Source organism: Citreicella sp. C3M06 (assembly GCF_018860705.1).
Taxonomy (GTDB): domain Bacteria; phylum Pseudomonadota; class Alphaproteobacteria; order Rhodobacterales; family Rhodobacteraceae; genus Salipiger.
The window spans coordinates 38,465-58,405 of the sequence record NZ_JAHKQA010000082.1 but is presented as its reverse complement, the minus strand read 5'-3'; the positions used below and the strand labels follow the sequence as shown (position 1 = coordinate 58,405).

Genomic DNA, 19,941 nt, shown 5'->3' with positions numbered 1-19,941 from the left:
TGGCACACAGATGCCGTCGGAGGGCAGTTACAGCATCAAAGCCCCTCCCGGCCCCGCTGCACTTCAAGGTTCAGATCGAGGCCCGGCTGAAATCCAGCACGTCGTTTACGAAGTGAAAGAGCGCCTGCCACCCCTCAGGCACGAACTGCGCCACCTGCGCAATGGCGATTGCCGTCACCGTGGCCATCAGCGGGTTGAAATCAGGCTCTGCCGCAGCTTTGGCGCCGTTGGATGACAAGGACGCTATCCTGTACCCATCCTTTGTGGAAGTCGCCGATGGCGTTCCCGTTTTCAAGGCGGGGGTTTCTGTCGGCGGACCTCTCGGCCGGTCAAGCGAGCGTGTCGGGGACACGATCCGGCTCCACCCCCGATCCGCCAAAGCCGCGGTGGTGTGCCCGTGTTGCGGCACGGTATCAGACCACGGCTGAGGCCGGGTTGCGGGCCAATCCGGGAACCTGTGAGTGTCGCCCGCGATCGCAATGGCCGCTATGGCGATGCCGTCACATGCGCCTTTGCGAAAGCTGTCGAGCGTGCCGATCACCGACACCTGCTAAAAACCGCAAGTACCGCCTTCCTGACTGCTATGCAGCGATGCATGTCGGCCATCCGCAAGGCGGTTCGCGCAAAGACAGTTGTTTCAGGAACACCGGGATGGCCGCCACGCAGGCGCTCGTCAGGCTGAGCGCCGGTGACCTGCCCGTGCCGAGGCGCGGGCAGATCATCGGCGACAGCATCAATCCATGGCTTTGACCGAGGCGTTGGCTTCGCCGCGCACCCAGTAGCCCGCCGCCTTGAGCCATTGCAGCGGATGGCCCTGCGCCAGAAGCGCCTCGCGCAGGGCGCGGGCAACGCCGCCCTCGGCGGCAATCCACGCGAAACTGCGCGCGGGCAGCGTGGCCGGCAGCGCCGCAAGCAGGCTGGCCGGATCGGCGGACTCCGCGGCGGCGCGGTGCACCCATGTCACCTCAAGCGCCGCCTTGCTGACGAGGGGCTGTTCCTCGGTCGGGCCTTCGACGGCGATGATCACCGTGGCGCTGCCGCCGGGCAGTTCTTCGAGACGGCGGGCGATGGCGGGAATCGCGGTTTCGTCGCCGATCAACAGCCAATGGGCGATGTCGCCGTCGATGATCACCGAACCGCGCGGCCCACCGATATGGGCGGTATCGCCGACCTTGACAGCACGGCTCCAGTCAGCGGCAGGGCCACCCGGATGGTCGTAAACATCGACGATCAGCTCCTGCCCGTCATAATGGCGCGGGGTATAATCGCGGCCCACGCTCTCGCCGCTGGCATCGGGCACGAACAGCTTGAAGTGATCATCGGGCGCGCCTGAAACAAAGCCCTGCAGCTCGGGGCCGGACAGCGCGAGGCGGATCATCTTGGGGGTCAGGCGCTCGGCCCGCGTCACGCTGAGCGCGCGGCGCACCAGATCGTGGCGCTGGCGGGTGATGCGGGGGGCATCCTGAATGTCGGTGGTCATCCTGTCGTCCTTTCAAGGTCTGTCGGCACGGCGAGGCACGCCGATCCCGTCTCACATCAGCCCGCCCGCCGATGCCCAGCGCATGGGGCATCAGAGCGGGCGCGATTGATCATGTAGACGCGTGCCGGGCGGCCCTTCGGAAAATACCATATTCATTTTGTCAGGTACTGCGCCAGACCTTTTCACGCCAACGTGAGCATTCCTACGGTGATGCGCCGCACAACCACGCATTTGCCGCAAGGACGGTGCGAGACTATCGGCTGCTCTGCGGGCCCTTGATGGCCATGCTCGCCAAGCGGGCGTGCCCTAACCGGTGCGGTTTCAATGAATTCACGCGGTCTGGCGCCCATGGCATCTGGCTTGCGGCGACGGATCAGCGAGGCCGCACCTCCTTTTGCCGCCAGCCGATTGATGTGTAACCTCGCCGCCTAGCCCAGTTCCATCGTGGCGATGGCCTGAAGCATCGGCAGCGGCTTTGGCGGGGTGCCGCGATACATGCGGGCGGTTGCGAAGGTCTCGACGAAGCCCTCGGCGCGCAACAGCGCTTCGAAGCCGGTGGCGCTGTCGGGTAGGTCGATGATCGCTTTGACGGGCGGCAGTTCGGCCAACGCCGCGCGTGCCAGCGCCAATGCTTCGTTCGGGGTCGGCGCGATCACCGGGCCGATCTTGGCCCCCTCGCGGCACAGGCGCGCCGTGGCAAAGCCGGTCTCGCTGCAAACGGTGATGCGATCCGGCGCGCCTTCCAGCCACGCTGTCAAGAAACGTGGGCGCGCATAGCCGCCCGCCGTGGTATCCAGCGCCTGCAGCCGGGCGAGATCATCGGGGCGCGCCCGCGCAATGGCGGCATCCGGGCGCGACTCCAGCGCCCCTTCGAAGCGCCGCGTCGCGCCGCTGAGGACAAAGCCCGAGCGCGCGTAATTCGCCTGCTGCGCGGCAACGCCGTCCAGCCCCACGCTGCGCTCGCCCGCATGGGCCAGCGCCTGCTGCCACAGGCCATAGCCGATGCCCTGCCCGCGACATTCCGGGCGACACAGGTACAGACCCAGAAACGCCATAGTCTCGCTATGATTGACCACCGAGATCGCCGCCACCGGCTCCCCATCCCTATCGGCCAGAAAGAACCCGCCCGGATCGGCGTTCAGAAAGGCGGCAGCATCTGACAGGCCGGGATTCCAGCCCTCGTTCGCGGCCCAATCCAGAATCTGCGCCACCTCTTGCACGGTGTCTGCCTGCCGGTAACGGATCATATCAGGGCCTCTCTCAGTGAGCCGGGGGTCGAGCTTTGGTTGCGCAGGTCGAGCGATGTCACCAGATCGAGCAGATGCTGCGCCATCAGCTCTTCGGCCAGCGCGCCGTCGCGGGCAACAAAGGCGCGCATCAACGCGCCATGGGCGTGGCTTTCGCACAGCGCCGAACGCCGCTGCCAGTACAGCGCGATGATCAGCGAGCTGCGCACCACCAGCTGCGAAATCATCGCCTCGATGGTGGATTGATCGGCAACGCGGGCGATCTCGACATGGAACTGCCCTGACAGCGACACCGCCCGCCCGTTCTGTCCCGCGTGCAGCGCAGCATGTTCGGCGTCGATATGAGCCTGAAGCGCCGAGATATTGGTATCGCTCATGCGCAGCGCCGCCGAACGCGCGGTGCGCGGCTCGAGCAGGGCGCGGGCCTCAAACACCTCGCGGGCCTCGCGCACCGATGGCTGCGCGACAAAGGTTCCCCGGTTGCGCTGATGCTCGACAAGGCGGCGATGCGACAGCGCTTGCAGCGCGGCGCGGATCTGGGTGCGCGACACGCCATAGATCTCGGACAGCTCGTCTTCGACCAGCCGCGTGCCCGGCGGCAGGCGATGGTCATGGATCGCCGCCTCGAGCGCCGAGGCCACCGTCTGTGCCGAAGCCGCCTTGCCTTGCATCCTGTTCATCCACACCGTTCAGCCTTGCCCAGAATCCTACGTCGCCCCCGGTCAAGGGCAAGCCGCAGCGGGCGCGCCCGGATCGTGGCCATCATTGTATACAAGTTTGTCCGCGATATTGCGCAAAGTGCAGGCGTCGATGCTTAATCTTTGGGCAAATGATGTTTCCCTGCACCGCCGCGTCGGGTTTCGACTGACAGTCGCCACGCGCCAAGGCCAGCTTTGGGCAGAACCTGCGATCCGGGGACGATCATCAGATGAGCGACGATCTAGAACTTGTGCACCTGACCAAGCGGTATGGCGACACCGTCGCCGTGGCGGACATCAGCCACCGCTTTCCATCTGGCGCCTATGTGTGCCTGCTTGGCCCGTCGGGCTGCGGCAAGTCGACCACGCTGCGGATGATCGCCGGGCATGAAAGCGTCAGCGAGGGATCGATCCTGCTGGGCGGGCTTGATATCTCGCACCTGCCGCCCGCAAAGCGCGGCACCGCGATGATGTTTCAAAGCTATGCGCTGTTCCCGCATCTGTCGGTGCGCGACAACGTGGCGTTCTCGCTGCGGATGAAGGGCGTGGAGCGGGCCGAGCGCAACGCCACCGCCAACCAGATGCTGGAACTGGTGCATATGTCGGCCTTTGGCGACCGTTTGCCGGCGCAGCTTTCGGGCGGGCAGCAACAGCGCGTGGCACTGGCGCGCGCTCTGGTGACGCAGCCACGCGTGCTGCTGCTGGACGAGCCGCTGTCGGCGCTCGACCCATTCCTGCGCATCCGCATGCGCGCCGAGCTGAAGAAGCTTCAGCGTGAACTGGGCATTCCGTTCATCCACGTCACCCACGGGCAGGACGAGGCGCTGGCCCTCGCCGATGAGGTCGTGGTGATGAACAACGCGGTGATCGAACAGGCCGGCCCCGCCCGCGAGGTCTGGGGCACGCCGCGCACCGAATTCGTGGCGCGGTTCATGGGCGGGCACAACGTGATCGCCACGCCCTCGGGCAAAGTGTCGTTCCGGGCCGACGAGACGCGCATCTCGGATGCCGGCCTGCCCGCCACGGTTACGGCGGTGGAATATCAGGGCGCATCGGTCGCGATGACCGCCGCGCTGGACAGCGGCGAAGAGCTGCTGGCCCTGCTGCCCGAAGAGACCTTCTTTGCGGCACCGAAAAACCCCGGAGAGGCGGTGCGCCTATCCTGGGATGAAAGACGGGCCAACCGTCTGCAAGCGTAAGCGACATACAACCGGGAGACACCACATGATGTCGAAGATGAGATACAGCCGCCGCTCCATGCTCAAGGGCGGCGCAGCGGCCGTGGCCGCATCCACCCTGCCCGCGCCGATGATCTGGGCGCAGGAGATCAAGGACGTGACGCTGCGCCAGTTCGGCACTGGCGTGTCCAACCTCAACGAGGTCGGCCAGAAGGTGAAGGAAGACCTTGGCTTCACGCTGGAAATGACGGCGCTGGATTCCGACAGCGTGACGCAGCGCGCCGCCACCCAGCCCGACAGCTTCGACATTGCCGACATCGAATACTGGATCTGCAAGAAGGTCTGGCCGACCGGCAATCTTCAGGCGATGGATACCTCGAAGATCGCCAATTACGACAAGATCGTCGGCATCTTCAAGGATGGCAAGCTGACGCCGGAGTCGGTGATCGCGCAGGGCACCGCCCCCCATTCGGTGGGCTTTATCGAAAAGCCGGGCGCAACAGGCTTTGCCGATGAGCCGACCCAGTGGATGACCCTGATCCCGACCATCTACAACGCCGACACGCTGGGCATCCGCCCCGACCTGATCGGCCGCCCGATCAACAACTGGTCTGAACTGCTGAACCCCGAGTTCAAGGGCAAGGCGTCGATCCTCGATATTTCCTCGATCGGCATCATGGACATGGCCATGGTCTGCGAATCGATGGGCGAGATCCAGTACGGCGACAAGGGCAACATGACCCGCGAAGAGATCGACAAGACCTTCGCGATCTTCACCGAGGCCAAGCAGAACGGCCAGTTCCGCGCCTTCTGGAAATCCTTCGACGAGAGCGTCAACCTGATGGCATCGGGCGAGGTGGTGATCCAGTCGATGTGGTCGCCCGCGATCACCGCTGTGAAATCGCGCGGCATTCCCTGCGTCTACCAGCCGCTGGAAGAGGGCTATCGGTCGTGGGGCGGCGGCATCGGCCTGTCGAAATCGCTTTCCGGCCTCGAGCTGGACGCGGCCTATGAATACATCAACTGGTACCTGTCGGGCTGGGTTGGCGGCTTCCTGATGCGTCAGGGCTATTACTCGGCTGTTCCCGAAACGTCGAAAGAGCACATGTCGGAGAACGAGTGGGGCTACTGGTTCGAAGGCAAGGAAGCCACCGGCGAGATCACCTCGCCCTTCGGCGATGTGCTGGCGCAGGCGGGCGAGACCCGCGATGGCGGCTCATTCTATGATCGCATGGGCTCGGTCGCCTGCTGGAACGCGGTGATGGACGAGAACCAGTACATGGTGCGCAAGTGGAATGAGTTCATCGCGTCGTAACGCATGACCCCGTGATGTATCGGCGCGCTTACGCGCCGACCCGCCGGGGGGGCATTCTGCCCCCCCGGACCCCCCTGAGAGTTTACCTGGCAAGATGAAGAGGCGGGACATGTCGAAAGCTCTGGCGAAATGAACGCGCATCGCACGCTATTTGGCTGGCTTCAGGCGACGCCGCTGGCGCTGGTCATGATCGCATTTCTGGTCGCGCCCATCGTGATGATCGTCATCGTCAGTTTCTGGGGGGCGACGGAATTTTCCATCTACCCGGCCTTTCAGTTCGACAATTACCAGTTCCTGTTCGGCTCGCCGGTCACCTACAAGGTGTTCCTTGCCACTTTCAAATACGCGGCGGTGACATGGGCGCTGACCTTGCTCATCGGCTTTACCGTGGCCTATTTCCTTGCCTTTCACGTGCGCTCGCAGACCATGCAGATCGCGCTGTTCCTGCTGTGCACCATCCCGTTCTGGACCTCGAACATCATCCGGATGATCAGCTGGATCCCGTTCCTTGGGCGCAATGGCATCGCCAACACCGCCCTGCAGAACTGGGGGCTGATCGATGAGCCGCTGGAGTGGCTGCTCTATTCGGATTTCTCGGTCATTCTGGCCTTTGTGCATCTCTATACGCTGTTCATGGTGGTGCCGATCTTCAACACCATGATGCGCATCGATCGCTCTTTGCTGGAAGCGGCGCGCGACAATGGCGCCAGCGGCGCGCAGATCCTGCGCCATGTCATCATCCCCCTGACCAAGCCCGGCATCATGATCGGCACGATTTTCGTGGTCACGCTGGTGATGGGTGATTTCGTCACCGTGCGCTTTATGTCCGGCAGCCAGAGCGCCAATGTCGGGCGGTTGATTTCCAACGACATCGCCTTGCTGCAATACCCGTCTGCGGCCGCCACCGCCGTGGTCTTGCTGGCCACCGTTCTGATCATCATCGCTGTGCTGCTGCGCTTCGTGAACATCCGCAAGGAGCTTTGAGCCATGGAGCAACGTCCCCGCAGTTTCTATGTGCTGGCGGCCATCTTCGTGCTGTTCGTGCTGTTTCTTTATGGCCCGACGGTGACCATCGGCATCCTGAGCTTTCAGGGACCGCAAGGTGGGCTGACCTTTCCGATGAACGGGGTGTCGCTGCACTGGTTCGCCGATCTGTTCGAGCAGCAGGCCGTGGGCGACATCTGGGGCGCCTTCCGGCGCAGCCTCGCGCTGGGGCTGATGGTCATGGTCACCACGGTGGTGGTGTCGGTGATGGCGGGGCTGGCGTTTCGCAAGCGCTTTGCCGGCTCGGCGGTGCTGTTCTATCTGGCGATCACGTCTCTGGTGATCCCGTCGATCCTGATCTCGCTGGGCGTCGGGCTGATCTTTCAGCAACTGGGGCTGAAGGTTCATTGGGCGACCTCGGGCTTCGGCTCGCAGCTGACATGGACCCTGCCCTTTGGCCTGCTGATCATGTTCGCCGTGTTCAACCGCTTTGACCGCAGCTACGAAGAAGCCGCACGCGATCAGGGCGCAACCGCCTGGCAGACCATTCAATACGTGGTGCTGCCGATCATCGCGCCGTCGCTGATCGGGGTTGCGCTGTTTGGCTTTACCCTCAGCTATGACGAATTTGCCCGCACCCTGCTAACCTCGGGCAGCTACAACACCCTGCCGCTCGAGATTTTCGGGATGACCACCAATGTCACCACGCCGGTGATCTATGCGCTTGGCACGCTGACGACGCTGTTTTCGCTGGCCATCATCGGGGTGTTTCTTGCCACCGTCTGGGCCCTTGGCAAGCGCCGGGCGCGGATGGGGTCCGACGCTGGCAAAGGTGTGTGATGCGCATCGTCTACATCAACCCCAACGCCACGCAGGCGATGACCGATGGCATTGTCGCCGCCGCCCGCGCCGCGCTGCCGGGCGCGCAGATCGCCGGGCTGACCAATGCCGATGGGCCACCCGCCATCGAGGGGCCAGAGGATGGCGATGCCGCCGTGCCGGGGATGCTGGCGCTGCTGGCAAAGTGCCGCGCCGATGCGGCGGTGATCGCCTGTTTCGACGACACCGGGCTGGCGCAGGCGCAGGCGATGGTGCCGTTTCCGGTGCTGGGCATCGGGCAGTCTGCCTATGTGATGGCGGAGCTTCTGGGGCGGAAATTCTCGGTGGTCACGTCGCTGGCGGTTTCGATCCCGGTGATCGAAGAGAACATCGCGCGCGGCGGCTATGCGGGCAATTGCGCCTCGGTGCGGGCGTCGGGGCTGCCGGTGTTGCAGATCGAGGCGGGCGGCGCGCCGGTGCTGACGCGGCTGGCCGACGAGATCGCCCTTGCGCAAGTCGATGGCGCCGGGGCCGTGGTGCTGGGCTGCGCCGGAATGGCACCGCTGACGGGTGCTCTGTCGGCGCGCTGCACCGTGCCGCTGATCGACGGGGTCAGCGCTTCGGCGCATCTGGCGGCGGCGGCCATCGGCTTTCGCGCCAGCTGATCAGGGCAGATCGACCGCCTCGGGCGCGGCCCGGCGCAGCGGCCCGGCATCGATCACCCCGAGCATCTCGTCAAAGCTCAGCGGCTCGGCCTTGATGACGCCTTGCACCGTGATCCAATCCGCCTCGGATACCAGCAGCTCGACCAGATCGCTGCCCAGCCTCAGCCCGACATCGACATCCTGCCAGATCGTCGCCAGCGCTTCGGGGGTGATTGCCCCCTGCATCGACGCGCTGACCGCGGCCATCGCCGCGGCAGGGTCGGCGCGCACATCGGCATCGGCCCGGACCAGCGCCGCCATAAAGGCATCAAGCTCCTGCGCCCGCGCGCCGGTCATCCCCGGCCCGGCGGCAAGGATGAAATGGGCCGCATAGCCGCGCAGGCGCAGTTCCGCGTAATCCGCGCCAAGCCTGTCGCGCGCAGCGCTGTAGAAGGACGGAAACGCCATGATGGCATCAAGATCGCCCCGCGCCAGCGCCGGAACCAGATCCGAGGGCGCGGCGCTGACCACCTCGGCCTCGACCCCGGCCTGATGCAGCAGACGGTCCAGCGCGTAATCCACATTGGTGCCGATGGTGGTGCCGATGCGCCTACCGGCGAGATCCTCCGGGAGGGCAGCCCTGCCCTCGCCCCCGCGCAGAACCGTGGCGCCATTCAGGATCACGCGGTTGCCGGTAAACCGCGCCAGATCGCCGATCACCGAAAACTCCTGCCCGACCAGCGCCCCGATGGCGGCGGGAAATTCCGCCATGAAGGCCACATCGACCTGCCCGCCGGTCAGCGCCTCGAACCCGGTGCGCCCTGTGGGAAAAGAGACCAGCTCGATCTCGAGCCCGGCGGCGTCGAAATAGCCCTTTTGCAGGGCGATATCGATCTGCGGGGTATGTGGATTGGGGCTCCATGCCAGAACCAGCGGCTCGCCATGGGCGAGCGCTGGCAGCAGCGCGGCAAGGGCGGTCAGGGCAAGGCGGGTCATCGGCGATCCTTTACGTGGAAAGGTCTGCGGGACGGTCGATTTGCTGGCGCAGCAGCGCGAAGATTTCGTCACGCACCTGCAACAGTGCATCGCCGGAGTGCGACAGCGTCCGCGGCCGCGGCTGGCTCAGCGCATAATGGCGGATCAGCCGCCCCGGCCCCCGGCTCATGACATGGACATCGTCGGCGAGCCGCAGCGCCTCGTCAACATCATGGGTCACCAGCAGCACCGTGGCGCGGTGCTTGTGCCAGACATCCAGCAGCAGATCCTGCATCTGCGCCCGGGTCTGCGCGTCGAGCGCGCCAAAGGGTTCGTCCATCAGCAGCACACGCGGGTCGGTGGCAAAGGTGCGCGCGATGGCCACGCGCTGCTGCATGCCGCCGGACAACTGTTCAGGGTACTTGTCGGCATCGGCTTCCAGCCCGACCTCGGCCAGCGCCGCCTGCGCGCGCGCGCGCTCTTCGTGCCGGGGCAGCGCGAATTGCCGCAGCCCGTAGCGCACGTTGTTCAGCGCGGTGAACCACGGGAACAGCGCGTATTGCTGAAAGATCACGCCCACCTCGGGGGACGGCCCCGTGATGCGCCGCCCGTCAAGCGTGATGTGCCCGTCGACGGGGGCGAGAAACCCGGCGATGGCGCTTACCAACGAGGATTTGCCACAGCCCGACGGGCCGACAAGCGCGGTGAAACTGCCCGGCGCCAGTGTCAGCGAACAGCCGGTCAGCGCGTCGATGCACCCGGCGTCGCCGTCATGGCGCAGCGTCAGATTTTCGATCCTGACCCGACCTGTCGGCATCAGGCCCGCTCCCAGTGCACGAGCTTGCGCCCAAGCCACGCCACCGCCTGATCGGCCAGCGCCCCGAGCAGCCCCAGAATGATCAGCAGCGCGAACATCCGGTCGGTGCGCACGTATTGCCGCGCCTCCTGCAAGCGAAAGCCAAGGCCCGATGACGCCCCCGACAGCTCTGCCGCGACGAGGCTGAGAAAGGCCAGCGCCACCCCCAGCCGCAGCCCCGCAAGAATATGCGGCGCGGCGGCGGGCAACACCACGGTGCACAGCTCGCGCAGGCGCGATGCACCAAGGCTGCGCGCCGCGCGCAGCCAGACCTGCGGCACATAGGCCATGCCCTGATGGGTGTTGAACCAGACCGTCAGGAACACCGTGTAGCTGACGACGAAATACTTCGCCCCCTCGCCGATGCCGAACCAGACGATGGCAACCGGCACCAGTGCGATCGCCGGGATCGGGCGCAGCAGGCTCAGGAACGGGCCCAGCAGCACCCGCACCGGCGCGATGCGCCCGCTCAGCACGCCCATCGCCACCCCAAGCGCCGCGCCGAGACCATAGCCCACCGCGGCCCGGCTCAGCGAGGCCGCCAGATCCTTTTGCAAGGTGCCGTTGCGCCACATCTCGACCGTGGCGGACCAGACCGACCACGGCGCCGGAAAGATGATCTCGCGCACCACGCCAGAGGTGGCGACGGCGCACCACAGCCCAAGCACAAAGACGAAGGACAGCAATGGCAGCAGCGCGCGCGCTCTGGTTGGCGATCTGCGGCGCCTGGCCCCTTGCGAGGGAATATGATCGGGCGGTTCGCTCACGGCCGTGATACCTGTTCCTGCCCGCGAACGATGCGCATGGAATCCGGGGTTGTGGAACCCCTCTATCGGTGGACATCGCGCCAGCGTGATGCGCAGCGTTGCCCGGAGAAGACCGCCACCGGGCCGATTGCACCTGTTCGAGACCTGCGTTGCAAACTCGAAACCACCGCAATCGACCAGTGCCAGCCACAGGGCCGGATCGTTCTTAGCGGGCCGGGCAAAACGATTGCACTGCCTGACGATGGGGGCGTTTACGATGAAAATCGTTTTATAAGGTCGTGACGTCAATTCCGTTCGCCCATAGCGGCAATCCATGCGTACACTGGTCCTACACGCACAATGATCGGGCAGACTTGATATGGAAGATCAGGTGAGACGGCCCCGGCGCAGGGTCACCGTGGTAGATGTCGCCAGTGCGGCCGGGGTTTCTCCGGGCACGGTGTCAAACGCGATCAGCGGCAAGCGCAAGGTCGATCAGGACACCCGCGCGCGCATCGACAGGGCGATTCTCGAACTTGGCTACGTGCCCAACCTTGCCGCGCGCGGCATGCGTACCGGGCGCACCAACACGATTGCGGTGTTTTCCTCGATGCCGACAGCGGTGGCTGCGGGTTCTGCCCGGCTGGGTTTTCTGATGGAGGTTGCCGCCTCGGCAGCGGTGACGGCGCTGGAACACAACATGGCGCTGGTGCTGGTTCCGCCGATCCGCGAGGCCAGCAAGGCGCTGTCCAGCGTGCCCTTCGACGGCTTGCTGATGATCGAACCCGAAGAGGACGACGCCAATCTTGCCCGCCTGCGCCAGCGCGGCATCCCGACCATGGTGATTGGTCTGCGCGACGGTGCACCCGGCCCCGGCGTAACCATGAATTTCCAGCGGATGGCAGAGCTGCTGATCTCGCATCTGCTCGAGACCGGGGTCCGCCACATGCCGCTGATCCTTGGCCAGAGCACCCGGCAGTCGAACCTGTTCTTCCGCCAGACCTACGAGCGGATGATGGCGCAGGCCGGGCTGGCGGCACGGGTCCATGTGGTGCCAGAGGCCGACGCGGAACGCGGCGCATCGGCGGCGATCCTGCAAGACATCGCGGCGGGGCTGCCGATCGATGGCGTGCTGGCCCCGATCGACGCCATGGCCGCAGGCACCATGGCGGCGCTGCGACAGGCCGGGTTGTCGGTGCCCGGCGACGTCAAGGTCGCCACTCGCTATGACGGCTTCCGGGCCCGCAGCGAGACGCCGCCGCTGACCGCGCTGAACCTGCGGCTCGACGAGGTGGCGCAGATCGCCACCGCCGGGCTGATCGGCGCCATCGAAACCGGCGGCGCTCCGATCCTGACCGGCCCCGAGCCGCGCCTCGTGGTGCGCAGCTCGACGGTGGGTTAATCCAGCGAGATCACCCGCAGCCCCGGAATGCGCTCTTGTGCCAGCGTCACCAGATGCGCGTGGTGGGTGAACATGATCGCCTGACCAAGCTGCCCCATGCTCGCGGTCAACTCGAGCGCCGCGCCCGCGCGACCATCGTCGAAGGTTTCCAGAATATCGTCGGTGACAAACGGCAGCGGGCCAAAGCGGCGGGTGAAATCCGCGTGCCCGGCGATGCGCAGCGCAAGGTAGAGCTGCGCGCGGGTGCCGGTCGACATGGCCTCGGCGGCAACCTTGCGATCCTCGCGCACACCGACAAGCTGTTCACCATTGACACCGGGCCGGGTTTCCAGCCGTGGCCAGTCGCCCCCTGTCATGGTGGCAAAGGCCGCCTGCGTCGCGGTGAGCATCGGGCCGCGCCGATCCTCGCGCAGGCGGCTCAGCGCCCCGCGCGCCGCCATCAACCCGACGCGGGCCAGCACCGCGTGGCGGGCCTCTTCGCGCAGGGTTTCCAGCAGAGAGGCGCGCTCCTGCGCCAGCCCGGCCGCCCCGGTGCGGCGCAGCGCATCGCTGAGCGTCTGGCGCGCTTCGGTCTGCGCCACCAGCGCCGCGTCGCGGTCGGATTTTGCCGCCTCGAGCGCATCGGCCAGATGCACGCTGCGGGCCGGGTCGGGGTCGGCCTCTTCCAGCGCCAGCCGATCCTGATCGTGACCGGCAGCCTGTGCGGCATAGGCGTTTGCGGCCTCGCGCCGCTCGGTGCGCAGGGCGTCGCGGCTGGAAAGCGCCGCGACCTGCGCTTCGGCATCGCCGCCCTCGGGCAGCGACTGGCCTGCCAGAAGGCGGGCGATCTCGGCCTGCGAGTGCGTGATGATCTGGGCCTGTTTCTCCGCCGTCACCTGCGCCGTGCGCTGCGCCGCCTCGGCGGCGGCGATGGCGCGCGCGGTATGCTCGGCCGCATCCCTGCGCACGATCCCGGCACGGATCAGCGCGGCCGGACTGGCCTGCGGCAGGTTCAGCAGCGCCCGCAAATCCCCGGCCCGCGCCTCGAATGCCTGAAGCGCGCGGCGCATCAGCCCGACGCGGCGCGCCTTGTCCTTTTCATCGTCGAGCAATTCGCGCAGCTCTGCCGCGCGATCCAGTTGCGCGAGCAGCTCTTGCGGCGACAGCCCTGCGCACCACAGCCCCGCGACCGCCGCGTCATATGTGCCCTGCGCCGTCGCCTCGGCGGCCTGCAATTGCTCTGCCGCGCGGGCCTGATCGGCAACCAGCGTACGCGCCTTTTCCTGTTGTGCGATGCGTGCGGCGCGGGCTTCAAGATCGGCGCGCAGACGCTCTGCTTCGGCAAGGCTCAGCGGCTGTCCGGCAAGGGCTATGCATGCGGATGTCACCTGTTCCAGCCCCGCGGCGCGCGCGGCACTGGCGGCGTCATGGGCCTTGCTGGCGGCCTCTGCCTCCAGCGCGGCAAGCGATGCGGCGCGTATGGCATCGCAGCGGCTGGCAAAGGCGCCGGGCGTGGTGCCAGCGGCAAGCCCCAGCCGCGCCGCCATTGCATCCGCTTGCTGTGCCACGCTGCGGGCTGCTTCGGCGGCGCTGCGCGCGTCGGCCTCGCGCCGCGCAAGCTGCGCCGTCAGACGGTCGATCGTGGCCACGATGCCTTCGAGCCGCACCCGCGCCTCGCGCGTTTCCCCATGGCGCTGGCGTGCCGCGTCGTCCTCATGCATCGCTGCTTCGAAGCTGTCCGCCGTTTCAGGGCTGAGCGCGGCGCGATGATCGGCCCAGAGCGTATCGCGCAGGGCGCGGGTCTGGGCGATGGCGGCGTCGCTGACCACCGCGCCCGCGCCCGTTTGCGCATCATAGCTGGCCTTGGCCTCGGCCAATTGTTCGCGCGTATCCTCAAGCCGCAGTGTGGCATCGGCGAGCGCCCGTTCGCTGGCTTGCGCCGCGCTTTCCACCGCGCGCAGCTCTGCCAGTTCGGGCAGGCCCGCTTGCGCCAGCGCGGCCCAGCCTTGCGGCAGGCCGCTCGCGGCCCGGCGCGCCGCCTCGCCCGCTTGCTGGGCGCTGTTGGCAAGATCGGCCGGGTCCGGGGCCAGCGCATCCAGCGCATCGCCCAGCTGTTGCCAGCCATCGGGCATCTCTTGGGTTTCGCCCAGCGTTGCCTCGGCCTCGGCCAAAGCCTTCAACGCGCGGTCCCGATCGCGCGCCGCCTCGCGGGCGGCATCCGCCGTTTCGCGCAAGCTGGCGAGCGTGGCGCGTGGCAGGGCAATCTGCGCCGGATCAGCGCCCGGCCCTGCGATCTGCTCGGCCAGCGCCCGCGCCTCGGCGCGGATCTCCTCAAGCCGTGCGCCCAGCTTTTCAGCGTCGGCTTCCGCGCCGTAGACCCGGCCCAGCAGCGGCTTTCCATCTTCGAATTCCGCCGCCTCGAGCTGCGCAATCAGCGCCGCCACCTCAAGCCCCTGCGGATCGGCCTGAAGGGTTTCCAGCTCCTCGGCTGCGCGGGTGCCCTCCTGCGTGGCCTCGGCCTGAGCGGTGCGGGCAGAGCGGATCGCCGCCGCCGCAACGCGCACGCCAGAAACGGCGTCGGGCCGCAGGTCCGGCCCATCGGCATAGGCCTGCAGCGCGGTGTCGATCTCGGCGATGCGGCGGGCCAGCGCGCGCCGCGCATCGGCAGCCTCGCGCAGGGCCAGCGCCCGGGTCGCTTCGTCCTGCGCCGTGGTGGCGGCGCTCAGCCGGGTTTGCGCCTCGTCCAGCGCAAGCCGCATCCGGTCATGTTCGCGCGGGTCAAGCTGGGCGTCGGCCATCGCCGCGTCGATGCGTTTCAGCTCGGCCTTGCCAAGCGCCAACGTGCTCTTGCTGCGGCCCTTTTTATGGAAATCGTCGATCTCTTTTTCGGTCTGCGACAGGATGTCGGAAACCCCCGACAGGCCCGAAGACCCGGCATGAAGCAATTGCCCAAGATCGCCCTGCGCCTCGGCGATCTCCTTGCCACCGCGCCGCAAGGTGGCGTCATCGAGCGAAAACCGGGTGCGGAACGCATCGCGCCCTAGCCCGTGCAGCAGCGCGGCAAGGCGGCCCTCATCGACCTCTCGCCCGTCATCGTCGGTCAATGACCCCTTGCGCTTGCCGGTGCGCCGCAGGGTCAGCGGCCCCTCGGGCCCGTCAAGCACCGCGCCCACCATCAGATCGCTTCGGGAAAAGCGGAAATCGTAGGAATGTTGCAACGGCAGGCCGTAGAGCAGATCGAGCCATGCGGAAAAGGCGGTGCTTTTGCCCGCCTCGTTCTGACCGAACACCAGCGTCACGTCGGGGCCATCCGCGGCCTCGCCGAAATCAAGTGTGTGGTTTTCGAACCGCCCGTAGCGGATCAGGTCAAGCCGATTCAGCCTCATGTCTCGCTCCCCGCGCCGAGGCGCAATACCATGGTCTCGACCCCCTCATCGATGAGCGCATCGAGCTGGTCTTCGTCCAGCAGGTCGGCAATGTCGCGCGGCAGTGCGCTGCGCCAGTCGGCCAGCAGCACACGGGCCTCGTCGCGAAAGCCGGGGGTCGCGGCATCGGCGCGCATCGCCTGCGCGATGTCGCCCGCCGCGCCGTCCGGCTGCGCCCCCTGGCGCAACTGCGCGCGGACCTTTTCGATGAACACACCGTCCAGTTCGGCGGCCTCTTGCCGCGCCTGTTCGGTGGCAAAGCCCAGATCGCCAATTTCCGACGCGCTGCCGACAAGGTCGAGCCGCGCCGCCAGCAACACCCCCGGCGCCATCGTCGCGCCCAGCGCCGTGCGGATCGCATGCAGCCGCGCCGAGGCATCCTCGCACCCGTCCAGCGCCACCGGCAGCCGGGCAAAGCGCAACAGCTCGACCGGCAGCGGCGTGGCGCGCACCCCGTCGAGGTCGAGTTCCACCAGCGTGACCGAGCCGCCCTCGGTCTCGCGCACGCTGCGGCCCTGCGGAATGCCGGGCATCACCGCAAGGCTGCGCTCGCCGCGATGTTCGCTGCGCTTGTGGATGTGGCCCAGCGCCCAGTAATCATAGCCATGGGCCAGCAGGTCGCCCAGCGCGCAGGGCGCATAGGGATCATGCCCCGGCGAGCCGTCAAGCGAGCTGTGCATCAACCCGATGTTGAACTTGCCCGCCACCGGTGCGGGATAGCGCGGCAGCAGGCTCTCGCGCATATGCGGCGTGGTGAAGCCCATGCCATGCACCACCGCCTCGCCAATCTCGACAGACGGCGCCTCGGGGGTCAGCTGGGTCAGCCCGGCCATGGGGCCAAAACGCCCCAGATCGAGCATGGCATCATGGTTGCCCTGAATGAGCACCGCCGGAATCCCCGCCCCTGCAAGCCGCGACACCGCCGCGGCCAGCGCCGCCCGCGCCGCCACATCGGCCACGCCTGAATCGAACGTGTCGCCCGCCAGCAGCACCGCATCGACGCGGTGCTCGATGGCGCGCTCGACAATGGCCGAGAGCACCCGGCGCGAAGCATCGCGCAGGGCCTCGCCCATTTCGGGGTTGCGGGCGGCCTGTGCCCGCAGCGGGCTGTCGAGATGCAGGTCGGCAAGATGCAGGAATTTCATCAAATCTCCGGGGAAAGAATCGCCCCATCATGCCGCTTTGACCTGCCGCTGCAAGGGCTTATCGGGTCAGGCCGCCGCGAGCCGTTGCCCACTGCCCGCATCAAAGTAATGCAGCCGCGCCGGATCGTAGCCCAGCCCGATGGCCGCGCCCTGCATGCGCAGAAGCGGCACCGCGCCCGAGCGATCAAGCCCCCCGAGAAGATGTTCATCTGCGGCGAGCCGATGAATTCCGCGACAAAGCGGCAGTTGGGGCGGGAATACAGCTCCATCGGCGGGCCTTCCTGCACGATCCGCCCCGCTTGCAGCACCACAACCTTGTCGGCCAGCGTCATCGCCTCGGTCTGATCATGGGTGACATAGATGGTGGTGGTGCCCAGCATAGCGTGCAGGCGTTTGATCTGGGTGCGCATCTAGACCCGCAGCTTGGCATCGAGGTTGCTCAGCGGTTCGTCGAACAGGAACACCGAGGGCTCGCGCACGATGGCCCGGCCCATGGCGACCCGCTGGCGCTGCCCTCCCGACAGCTGCCCCGGCTTGCGATCGAGCTCAGCACCGACCTGCAGCACGTCCGTCGCCTGTTGCACCCGCGCCTTGATCTTGAGCTGGCGCTGATGCCGCGCGGGGCCAGCCCCGCCTGCGGGCTGCTGTTTTACGGCGTCTATGGCGCGGATTTCGAAACGCCAAGTTCTCACCAGCACGCCGACGGCCCCGGCCTGACCCGTGGCAAGATGATGCACTATTGGGATTGGCACACGCGTGAGGAGACCCGCACCGCTCGCCGCCTTGGACGAAGCGCTGCGGGCGCTGCCGCCGCTCTACCTCAACGCCGCCGGCGCGGCCTTTGCCGCGATCACAGGCTGAATTCACCGCCACGGGAGAAGTGGACAACACGGAGGAGAGACACATGAGACGACTGACAATGGCGCTGGCCACCACGCTGAGCCTGTGCGCCGGCCTGGCGCAGGCCGCAGCACGGTGCGCTTCTGGTACCATTTCGACAATGCCGACAAGCCGACGGGCGCGCCGAAGCCTGCCTGCGGCGGCGGCCAGTGGACCAGCTTTGGCGATAAAAGCACTGCGGTGATGGCCAATGCCGAAGACCCCAAGGCAGCATGGAAGTGGATCAGCTTCCTGTCGAGCGAAGGCAACAACACAATCTTCAACGAGGCGACCGGCCAGCTGCCGGTGGTCAAGGCCGACAGCGAAAACTGGACACTGCACCCCCAGCACTTCGTCAAGGCGACGATGGACAGCCTGCCCTTTACCCACATACTGCCCAGCAGCTCGGCCACGGCGGATTTTGTCAACACCGTCTGGCCAACCGAAATGCAGCGCGTGCTGACCGGCGACATCGAACCGGCGCAGATGAACGAAAAGATCGACGCGCTGTTCAACGACTGCCCCTCGGCCAGGCGCCCCTTTCCCGATGGCAAAAGCGACGTGCCTCATGACGGACGCGACCATGAGACATGCCTCAAGCACCCCCGCCCGCGCGCCTCTCTGGGCCACCAGATCCTGACCTACGCGATGCTCTCCCCCCGCTGTGCTGGTGACTCTGGCCATCGCCTTTTTGCCGATGCTGCAGGCCACGTGGATGGGCCTGCACGACTACGTGCTGTTCCGGCCCAATGATTTCACCTGGGACGGGCTCGACAATTTCAAGGCGGCGCTGGCCGACGAGGTGTTCTGGATATCGCTCAGGCACACCATCATCTGGATGTGCACCACGATCCCGGCGCAGCTGGCGCTGGTGCTGATCACCGCCCTGCTGCTGATCGATGTCGTGGTGGTCTATCTGCGGCGCACCGGAAAGACGGCGAGCTGATGGCCCGGCACCGTGTCACCACCGCCCGCCGCATCCTAACCGCCGACCTGCCGATGCTGGCGATCCCGTGCTTTACCCTTGGCCCGTATCTGTGGATGGCGCTGATCTCGCTCAGCCCGCAGGAAACACTGTTCACTGAAGGCCCGTCGCTGCTCAACGCCACGTTTGAGATTTACACCCGCCTGCTCCGCACCGTGGGGTCTGGCGACAACCTTCTGGACAGCTTCATCGTGGCAGGCGGCACAGTCGTGGTCGGCCTGGGGCTGAGCGTCACCGCCGCCTACAACTTTTCGCGCTTCAACTTTCGCGGCAAGCGTATCCTGATGCTGCAATTCCCGCTGATCAACATGTTCCCGCTGATGCTGCTGATCCTGCCGTTGTTCGTGCTGATGCGGGTGCTGGGGCTGCTCGACACCCATCTGGCACTGATCATCGCCACCGGAATCTATTTCTTCATCACCGCGTGGAACGAGTATCTCTATGCATTGACCCTTGGCGGGCGCAACGCGCAGCCTAGGGTGCGGGCATCTTCACCGTTCTGGCCGCACGGGTGAGCACGCAGCGCTCGGTGGCCTCGGATGACGGCACCGGCCATATCGACTGGCCCGCAGTGATGCGCGCGCTGGCGCAGGTAGGCTTACGGCGGGCCGATCTCGCTGGTACCGTTCCGGCGGGCGGATGACCGCGTCGGGCTATTTCGAAGGACAGACCGATTACACCGGATTCTTCCTGCATCACTGCGTACATTACATGGATCTGATCCCATGGTTCGCGGGCGAGGATTTCGGCGACATGACGGTGCGCTCGGTGCCCCCCAGACCCGGCAAGCTATTGTTGCACCTGAATTTCACCACGCCGCAGGGCAAGATCGGCAATATCGTCATGGGCACGGTGCAATCGCGCGGCACCCCGATGGAGAAAATCCGCATCATGGGCGATCACACCCGCCTGCATGTCGACAATATCATCGACGTGGCGCTGTATCGCGACCCGCCGTTCAAGGCCGACGATCCCGGCGCGGTGCTGGACCCGGCCTCTGACACGCTTTGCTGGCGGCCCAATTTCACCGCCGCCGCCAACGAGGATCACAAGGGCTACGCCCCACTGCTGGCCGATATGGCCGCGCTGTTGCGGGGCGAGTCGCGCGATGTGCCCGACATCGGCGACGAGGTGCGCGCCATGGAACGACTGGAGCGGATGATCGCGCAGATCCCGCTCTGACC

General features: G+C 66.5%; 20 protein-coding genes and 1 pseudogene. 11 read left to right on the top strand and 10 right to left on the bottom strand.

What is annotated here, in order from left to right:
• Positions 1–70 precede the first annotated feature (70 nt).
• From KO516_RS20120 to KO516_RS20105, 4 genes are all read right to left on the bottom strand, one after another.
• Positions 71–238, bottom strand: a complete 168-nt coding sequence (locus tag KO516_RS20120) for a hypothetical protein (RefSeq protein ID WP_216005578.1) — start codon at positions 236–238, stop codon at positions 71–73.
• A 495-nt stretch (positions 239–733) separates the two neighbouring features.
• Positions 734–1,480 (bottom strand): siderophore-interacting protein, encoded by a 747-nt coding sequence (locus tag KO516_RS20115; RefSeq protein WP_216005577.1) that lies wholly within the window; start codon positions 1,478–1,480, stop codon positions 734–736.
• 428 nt (positions 1,481–1,908) lie between these two features.
• Positions 1,909–2,727: a GNAT family N-acetyltransferase gene (locus KO516_RS20110; RefSeq protein WP_216005576.1), complete on the bottom strand. Its 819-nt coding sequence runs from the start codon at positions 2,725–2,727 to the stop codon at positions 1,909–1,911.
• On the bottom strand, positions 2,724–3,407 hold the full coding sequence (locus KO516_RS20105) for a GntR family transcriptional regulator (RefSeq protein WP_216005575.1): 684 nt from the start codon (positions 3,405–3,407) through the stop codon (positions 2,724–2,726). Before KO516_RS20105 ends, KO516_RS20110 begins: the two co-directional genes overlap by 4 nt.
• Before the next feature lie 248 nt (positions 3,408–3,655).
• Here KO516_RS20105 and KO516_RS20100 point away from each other — a divergent pair, with 248 nt between their 5' ends.
• The 5 genes from KO516_RS20100 (at position 3,656) to KO516_RS20080 (ending at position 8,386) form a co-directional block, all read left to right on the top strand.
• Positions 3,656–4,624 carry an ABC transporter ATP-binding protein gene (locus tag KO516_RS20100; RefSeq protein WP_216005574.1) on the top strand — a complete coding sequence of 323 codons (969 nt, stop codon included), beginning with the start codon at positions 3,656–3,658 and terminating at the stop codon, positions 4,622–4,624.
• 28 nt (positions 4,625–4,652) lie between these two features.
• Positions 4,653–5,918 (top strand): PotD/PotF family extracellular solute-binding protein, encoded by a 1,266-nt coding sequence (locus KO516_RS20095; RefSeq protein ID WP_216005581.1) that lies wholly within the window; start codon positions 4,653–4,655, stop codon positions 5,916–5,918.
• A 129-nt stretch (positions 5,919–6,047) separates the two neighbouring features.
• Positions 6,048–6,902, top strand: coding sequence for an ABC transporter permease (locus KO516_RS20090; protein ID WP_216005573.1), 855 nt, complete (start codon positions 6,048–6,050; stop codon positions 6,900–6,902).
• Positions 6,903–6,905: 3 nt separating this feature from the next.
• The gene (locus tag KO516_RS20085; RefSeq protein WP_216005572.1) at positions 6,906–7,742 is read left to right on the top strand and encodes an ABC transporter permease; all 837 of its coding nucleotides are present in this window, start codon (positions 6,906–6,908) and stop codon (positions 7,740–7,742) included.
• Entirely contained in the window at positions 7,742–8,386 is a 645-nt protein-coding gene (locus KO516_RS20080; protein ID WP_216005571.1) for an aspartate/glutamate racemase family protein, read from the top strand. Before KO516_RS20085 ends, KO516_RS20080 begins: the two co-directional genes overlap by 1 nt.
• On the opposite strand, the gene KO516_RS20075 is transcribed toward KO516_RS20080, so the two are convergent.
• Genes KO516_RS20075 through KO516_RS24835 form a run of 3 tightly spaced genes read right to left on the bottom strand, consistent with a single transcriptional unit; the run spans position 8,387 to position 10,963 of the window.
• Positions 8,387–9,361 (bottom strand): ABC transporter substrate-binding protein, encoded by a 975-nt coding sequence (locus tag KO516_RS20075; RefSeq protein WP_216005570.1) that lies wholly within the window; start codon positions 9,359–9,361, stop codon positions 8,387–8,389.
• A 10-nt stretch (positions 9,362–9,371) separates the two neighbouring features.
• Positions 9,372–10,157, bottom strand: a complete 786-nt coding sequence (locus tag KO516_RS20070; protein ID WP_216005569.1) for an ABC transporter ATP-binding protein — start codon at positions 10,155–10,157, stop codon at positions 9,372–9,374.
• The gene (locus KO516_RS24835) at positions 10,157–10,963 is read right to left on the bottom strand and encodes an ABC transporter permease (RefSeq protein WP_371742119.1); all 807 of its coding nucleotides are present in this window, start codon (positions 10,961–10,963) and stop codon (positions 10,157–10,159) included. Before KO516_RS24835 ends, KO516_RS20070 begins: the two co-directional genes overlap by 1 nt.
• Before the next feature lie 370 nt (positions 10,964–11,333).
• Here KO516_RS24835 and KO516_RS20060 point away from each other — a divergent pair, with 370 nt between their 5' ends.
• The gene (locus KO516_RS20060; RefSeq protein WP_371742118.1) at positions 11,334–12,344 is read left to right on the top strand and encodes a substrate-binding domain-containing protein; all 1,011 of its coding nucleotides are present in this window, start codon (positions 11,334–11,336) and stop codon (positions 12,342–12,344) included.
• Here the strand turns inward: KO516_RS20060 and KO516_RS20055 are convergent.
• The 3 genes and pseudogenes from KO516_RS20055 to KO516_RS20045 all read right to left on the bottom strand — a co-directional run.
• Positions 12,341–15,709, bottom strand: a complete 3,369-nt coding sequence (locus tag KO516_RS20055; RefSeq protein ID WP_216005567.1) for a YhaN family protein — start codon at positions 15,707–15,709, stop codon at positions 12,341–12,343. The two genes, KO516_RS20060 and KO516_RS20055, sit on opposite strands and share 4 nt — an antisense overlap.
• Positions 15,706–16,893, bottom strand: coding sequence for a DNA repair exonuclease (locus tag KO516_RS20050; protein WP_216005566.1), 1,188 nt, complete (start codon positions 16,891–16,893; stop codon positions 15,706–15,708). Before KO516_RS20050 ends, KO516_RS20055 begins: the two co-directional genes overlap by 4 nt.
• A 203-nt stretch (positions 16,894–17,096) precedes the next feature.
• A pseudogene (locus KO516_RS20045) lies at positions 17,097–17,489 on the bottom strand (ABC transporter ATP-binding protein); the annotation flags it as partial.
• 379 nt (positions 17,490–17,868) lie between these two features.
• Between KO516_RS20045 and KO516_RS24430 the strand changes: the two are divergent.
• The 5 genes from KO516_RS24430 to KO516_RS20020 are packed head-to-tail and all read left to right on the top strand — an operon-like array spanning position 17,869 to position 19,939.
• Positions 17,869–18,525 (top strand): hypothetical protein, encoded by a 657-nt coding sequence (locus KO516_RS24430; RefSeq protein WP_252737732.1) that lies wholly within the window; start codon positions 17,869–17,871, stop codon positions 18,523–18,525.
• Positions 18,488–18,718: a hypothetical protein gene (locus tag KO516_RS24425; protein WP_252737731.1), complete on the top strand. Its 231-nt coding sequence runs from the start codon at positions 18,488–18,490 to the stop codon at positions 18,716–18,718. Before KO516_RS24430 ends, KO516_RS24425 begins: the two co-directional genes overlap by 38 nt.
• Positions 18,718–19,272, top strand: a complete 555-nt coding sequence (locus tag KO516_RS20030; RefSeq protein ID WP_252737730.1) for a hypothetical protein — start codon at positions 18,718–18,720, stop codon at positions 19,270–19,272. Before KO516_RS24425 ends, KO516_RS20030 begins: the two co-directional genes overlap by 1 nt.
• Positions 19,269–19,400, top strand: coding sequence for a hypothetical protein (locus KO516_RS24605; protein WP_256444198.1), 132 nt, complete (start codon positions 19,269–19,271; stop codon positions 19,398–19,400). The genes KO516_RS20030 and KO516_RS24605 overlap by 4 nt, the downstream gene beginning before the upstream one ends.
• Complete coding sequence (locus KO516_RS20020) at positions 19,397–19,939, top strand: hypothetical protein (RefSeq protein ID WP_252737729.1); 543 nt, start codon at positions 19,397–19,399, stop codon at positions 19,937–19,939. The genes KO516_RS24605 and KO516_RS20020 overlap by 4 nt, the downstream gene beginning before the upstream one ends.
• Positions 19,940–19,941 lie beyond the last annotated feature (2 nt).

What these genes read in the sequence shown, in the direction of transcription:
- KO516_RS20115 (WP_216005577.1), bottom strand. Translation starts at nt 1,480, where the DNA reads ATGACCACCGACATTCAGGATGCCCCCCGCATCACCCGCCAGCGCCAC.
- KO516_RS20110 (WP_216005576.1), bottom strand. Translation starts at nt 2,727, where the DNA reads ATGATCCGTTACCGGCAGGCAGACACCGTGCAAGAGGTGGCGCAGATT.
- KO516_RS20105 (WP_216005575.1), bottom strand. Translation starts at nt 3,407, where the DNA reads ATGAACAGGATGCAAGGCAAGGCGGCTTCGGCACAGACGGTGGCCTCG.
- KO516_RS20100 (WP_216005574.1), top strand. Translation starts at nt 3,656, where the DNA reads ATGAGCGACGATCTAGAACTTGTGCACCTGACCAAGCGGTATGGCGAC.
- KO516_RS20095 (WP_216005581.1), top strand. Translation starts at nt 4,653, where the DNA reads ATGTCGAAGATGAGATACAGCCGCCGCTCCATGCTCAAGGGCGGCGCA.
- KO516_RS20090 (WP_216005573.1), top strand. Translation starts at nt 6,048, where the DNA reads ATGAACGCGCATCGCACGCTATTTGGCTGGCTTCAGGCGACGCCGCTG.
- KO516_RS20085 (WP_216005572.1), top strand. Translation starts at nt 6,906, where the DNA reads ATGGAGCAACGTCCCCGCAGTTTCTATGTGCTGGCGGCCATCTTCGTG.
- KO516_RS20080 (WP_216005571.1), top strand. Translation starts at nt 7,742, where the DNA reads ATGCGCATCGTCTACATCAACCCCAACGCCACGCAGGCGATGACCGAT.
- KO516_RS20075 (WP_216005570.1), bottom strand. Translation starts at nt 9,361, where the DNA reads ATGACCCGCCTTGCCCTGACCGCCCTTGCCGCGCTGCTGCCAGCGCTC.
- KO516_RS20070 (WP_216005569.1), bottom strand. Translation starts at nt 10,157, where the DNA reads ATGCCGACAGGTCGGGTCAGGATCGAAAATCTGACGCTGCGCCATGAC.
- KO516_RS20055 (WP_216005567.1), bottom strand. Translation starts at nt 15,709, where the DNA reads ATGAGGCTGAATCGGCTTGACCTGATCCGCTACGGGCGGTTCGAAAAC.
- KO516_RS20050 (WP_216005566.1), bottom strand. Translation starts at nt 16,893, where the DNA reads ATGAAATTCCTGCATCTTGCCGACCTGCATCTCGACAGCCCGCTGCGG.
- KO516_RS24425 (WP_252737731.1), top strand. Translation starts at nt 18,488, where the DNA reads ATGGGCCTGCACGACTACGTGCTGTTCCGGCCCAATGATTTCACCTGG.
- KO516_RS20030 (WP_252737730.1), top strand. Translation starts at nt 18,718, where the DNA reads ATGGCCCGGCACCGTGTCACCACCGCCCGCCGCATCCTAACCGCCGAC.
- KO516_RS20020 (WP_252737729.1), top strand. Translation starts at nt 19,397, where the DNA reads ATGACCGCGTCGGGCTATTTCGAAGGACAGACCGATTACACCGGATTC.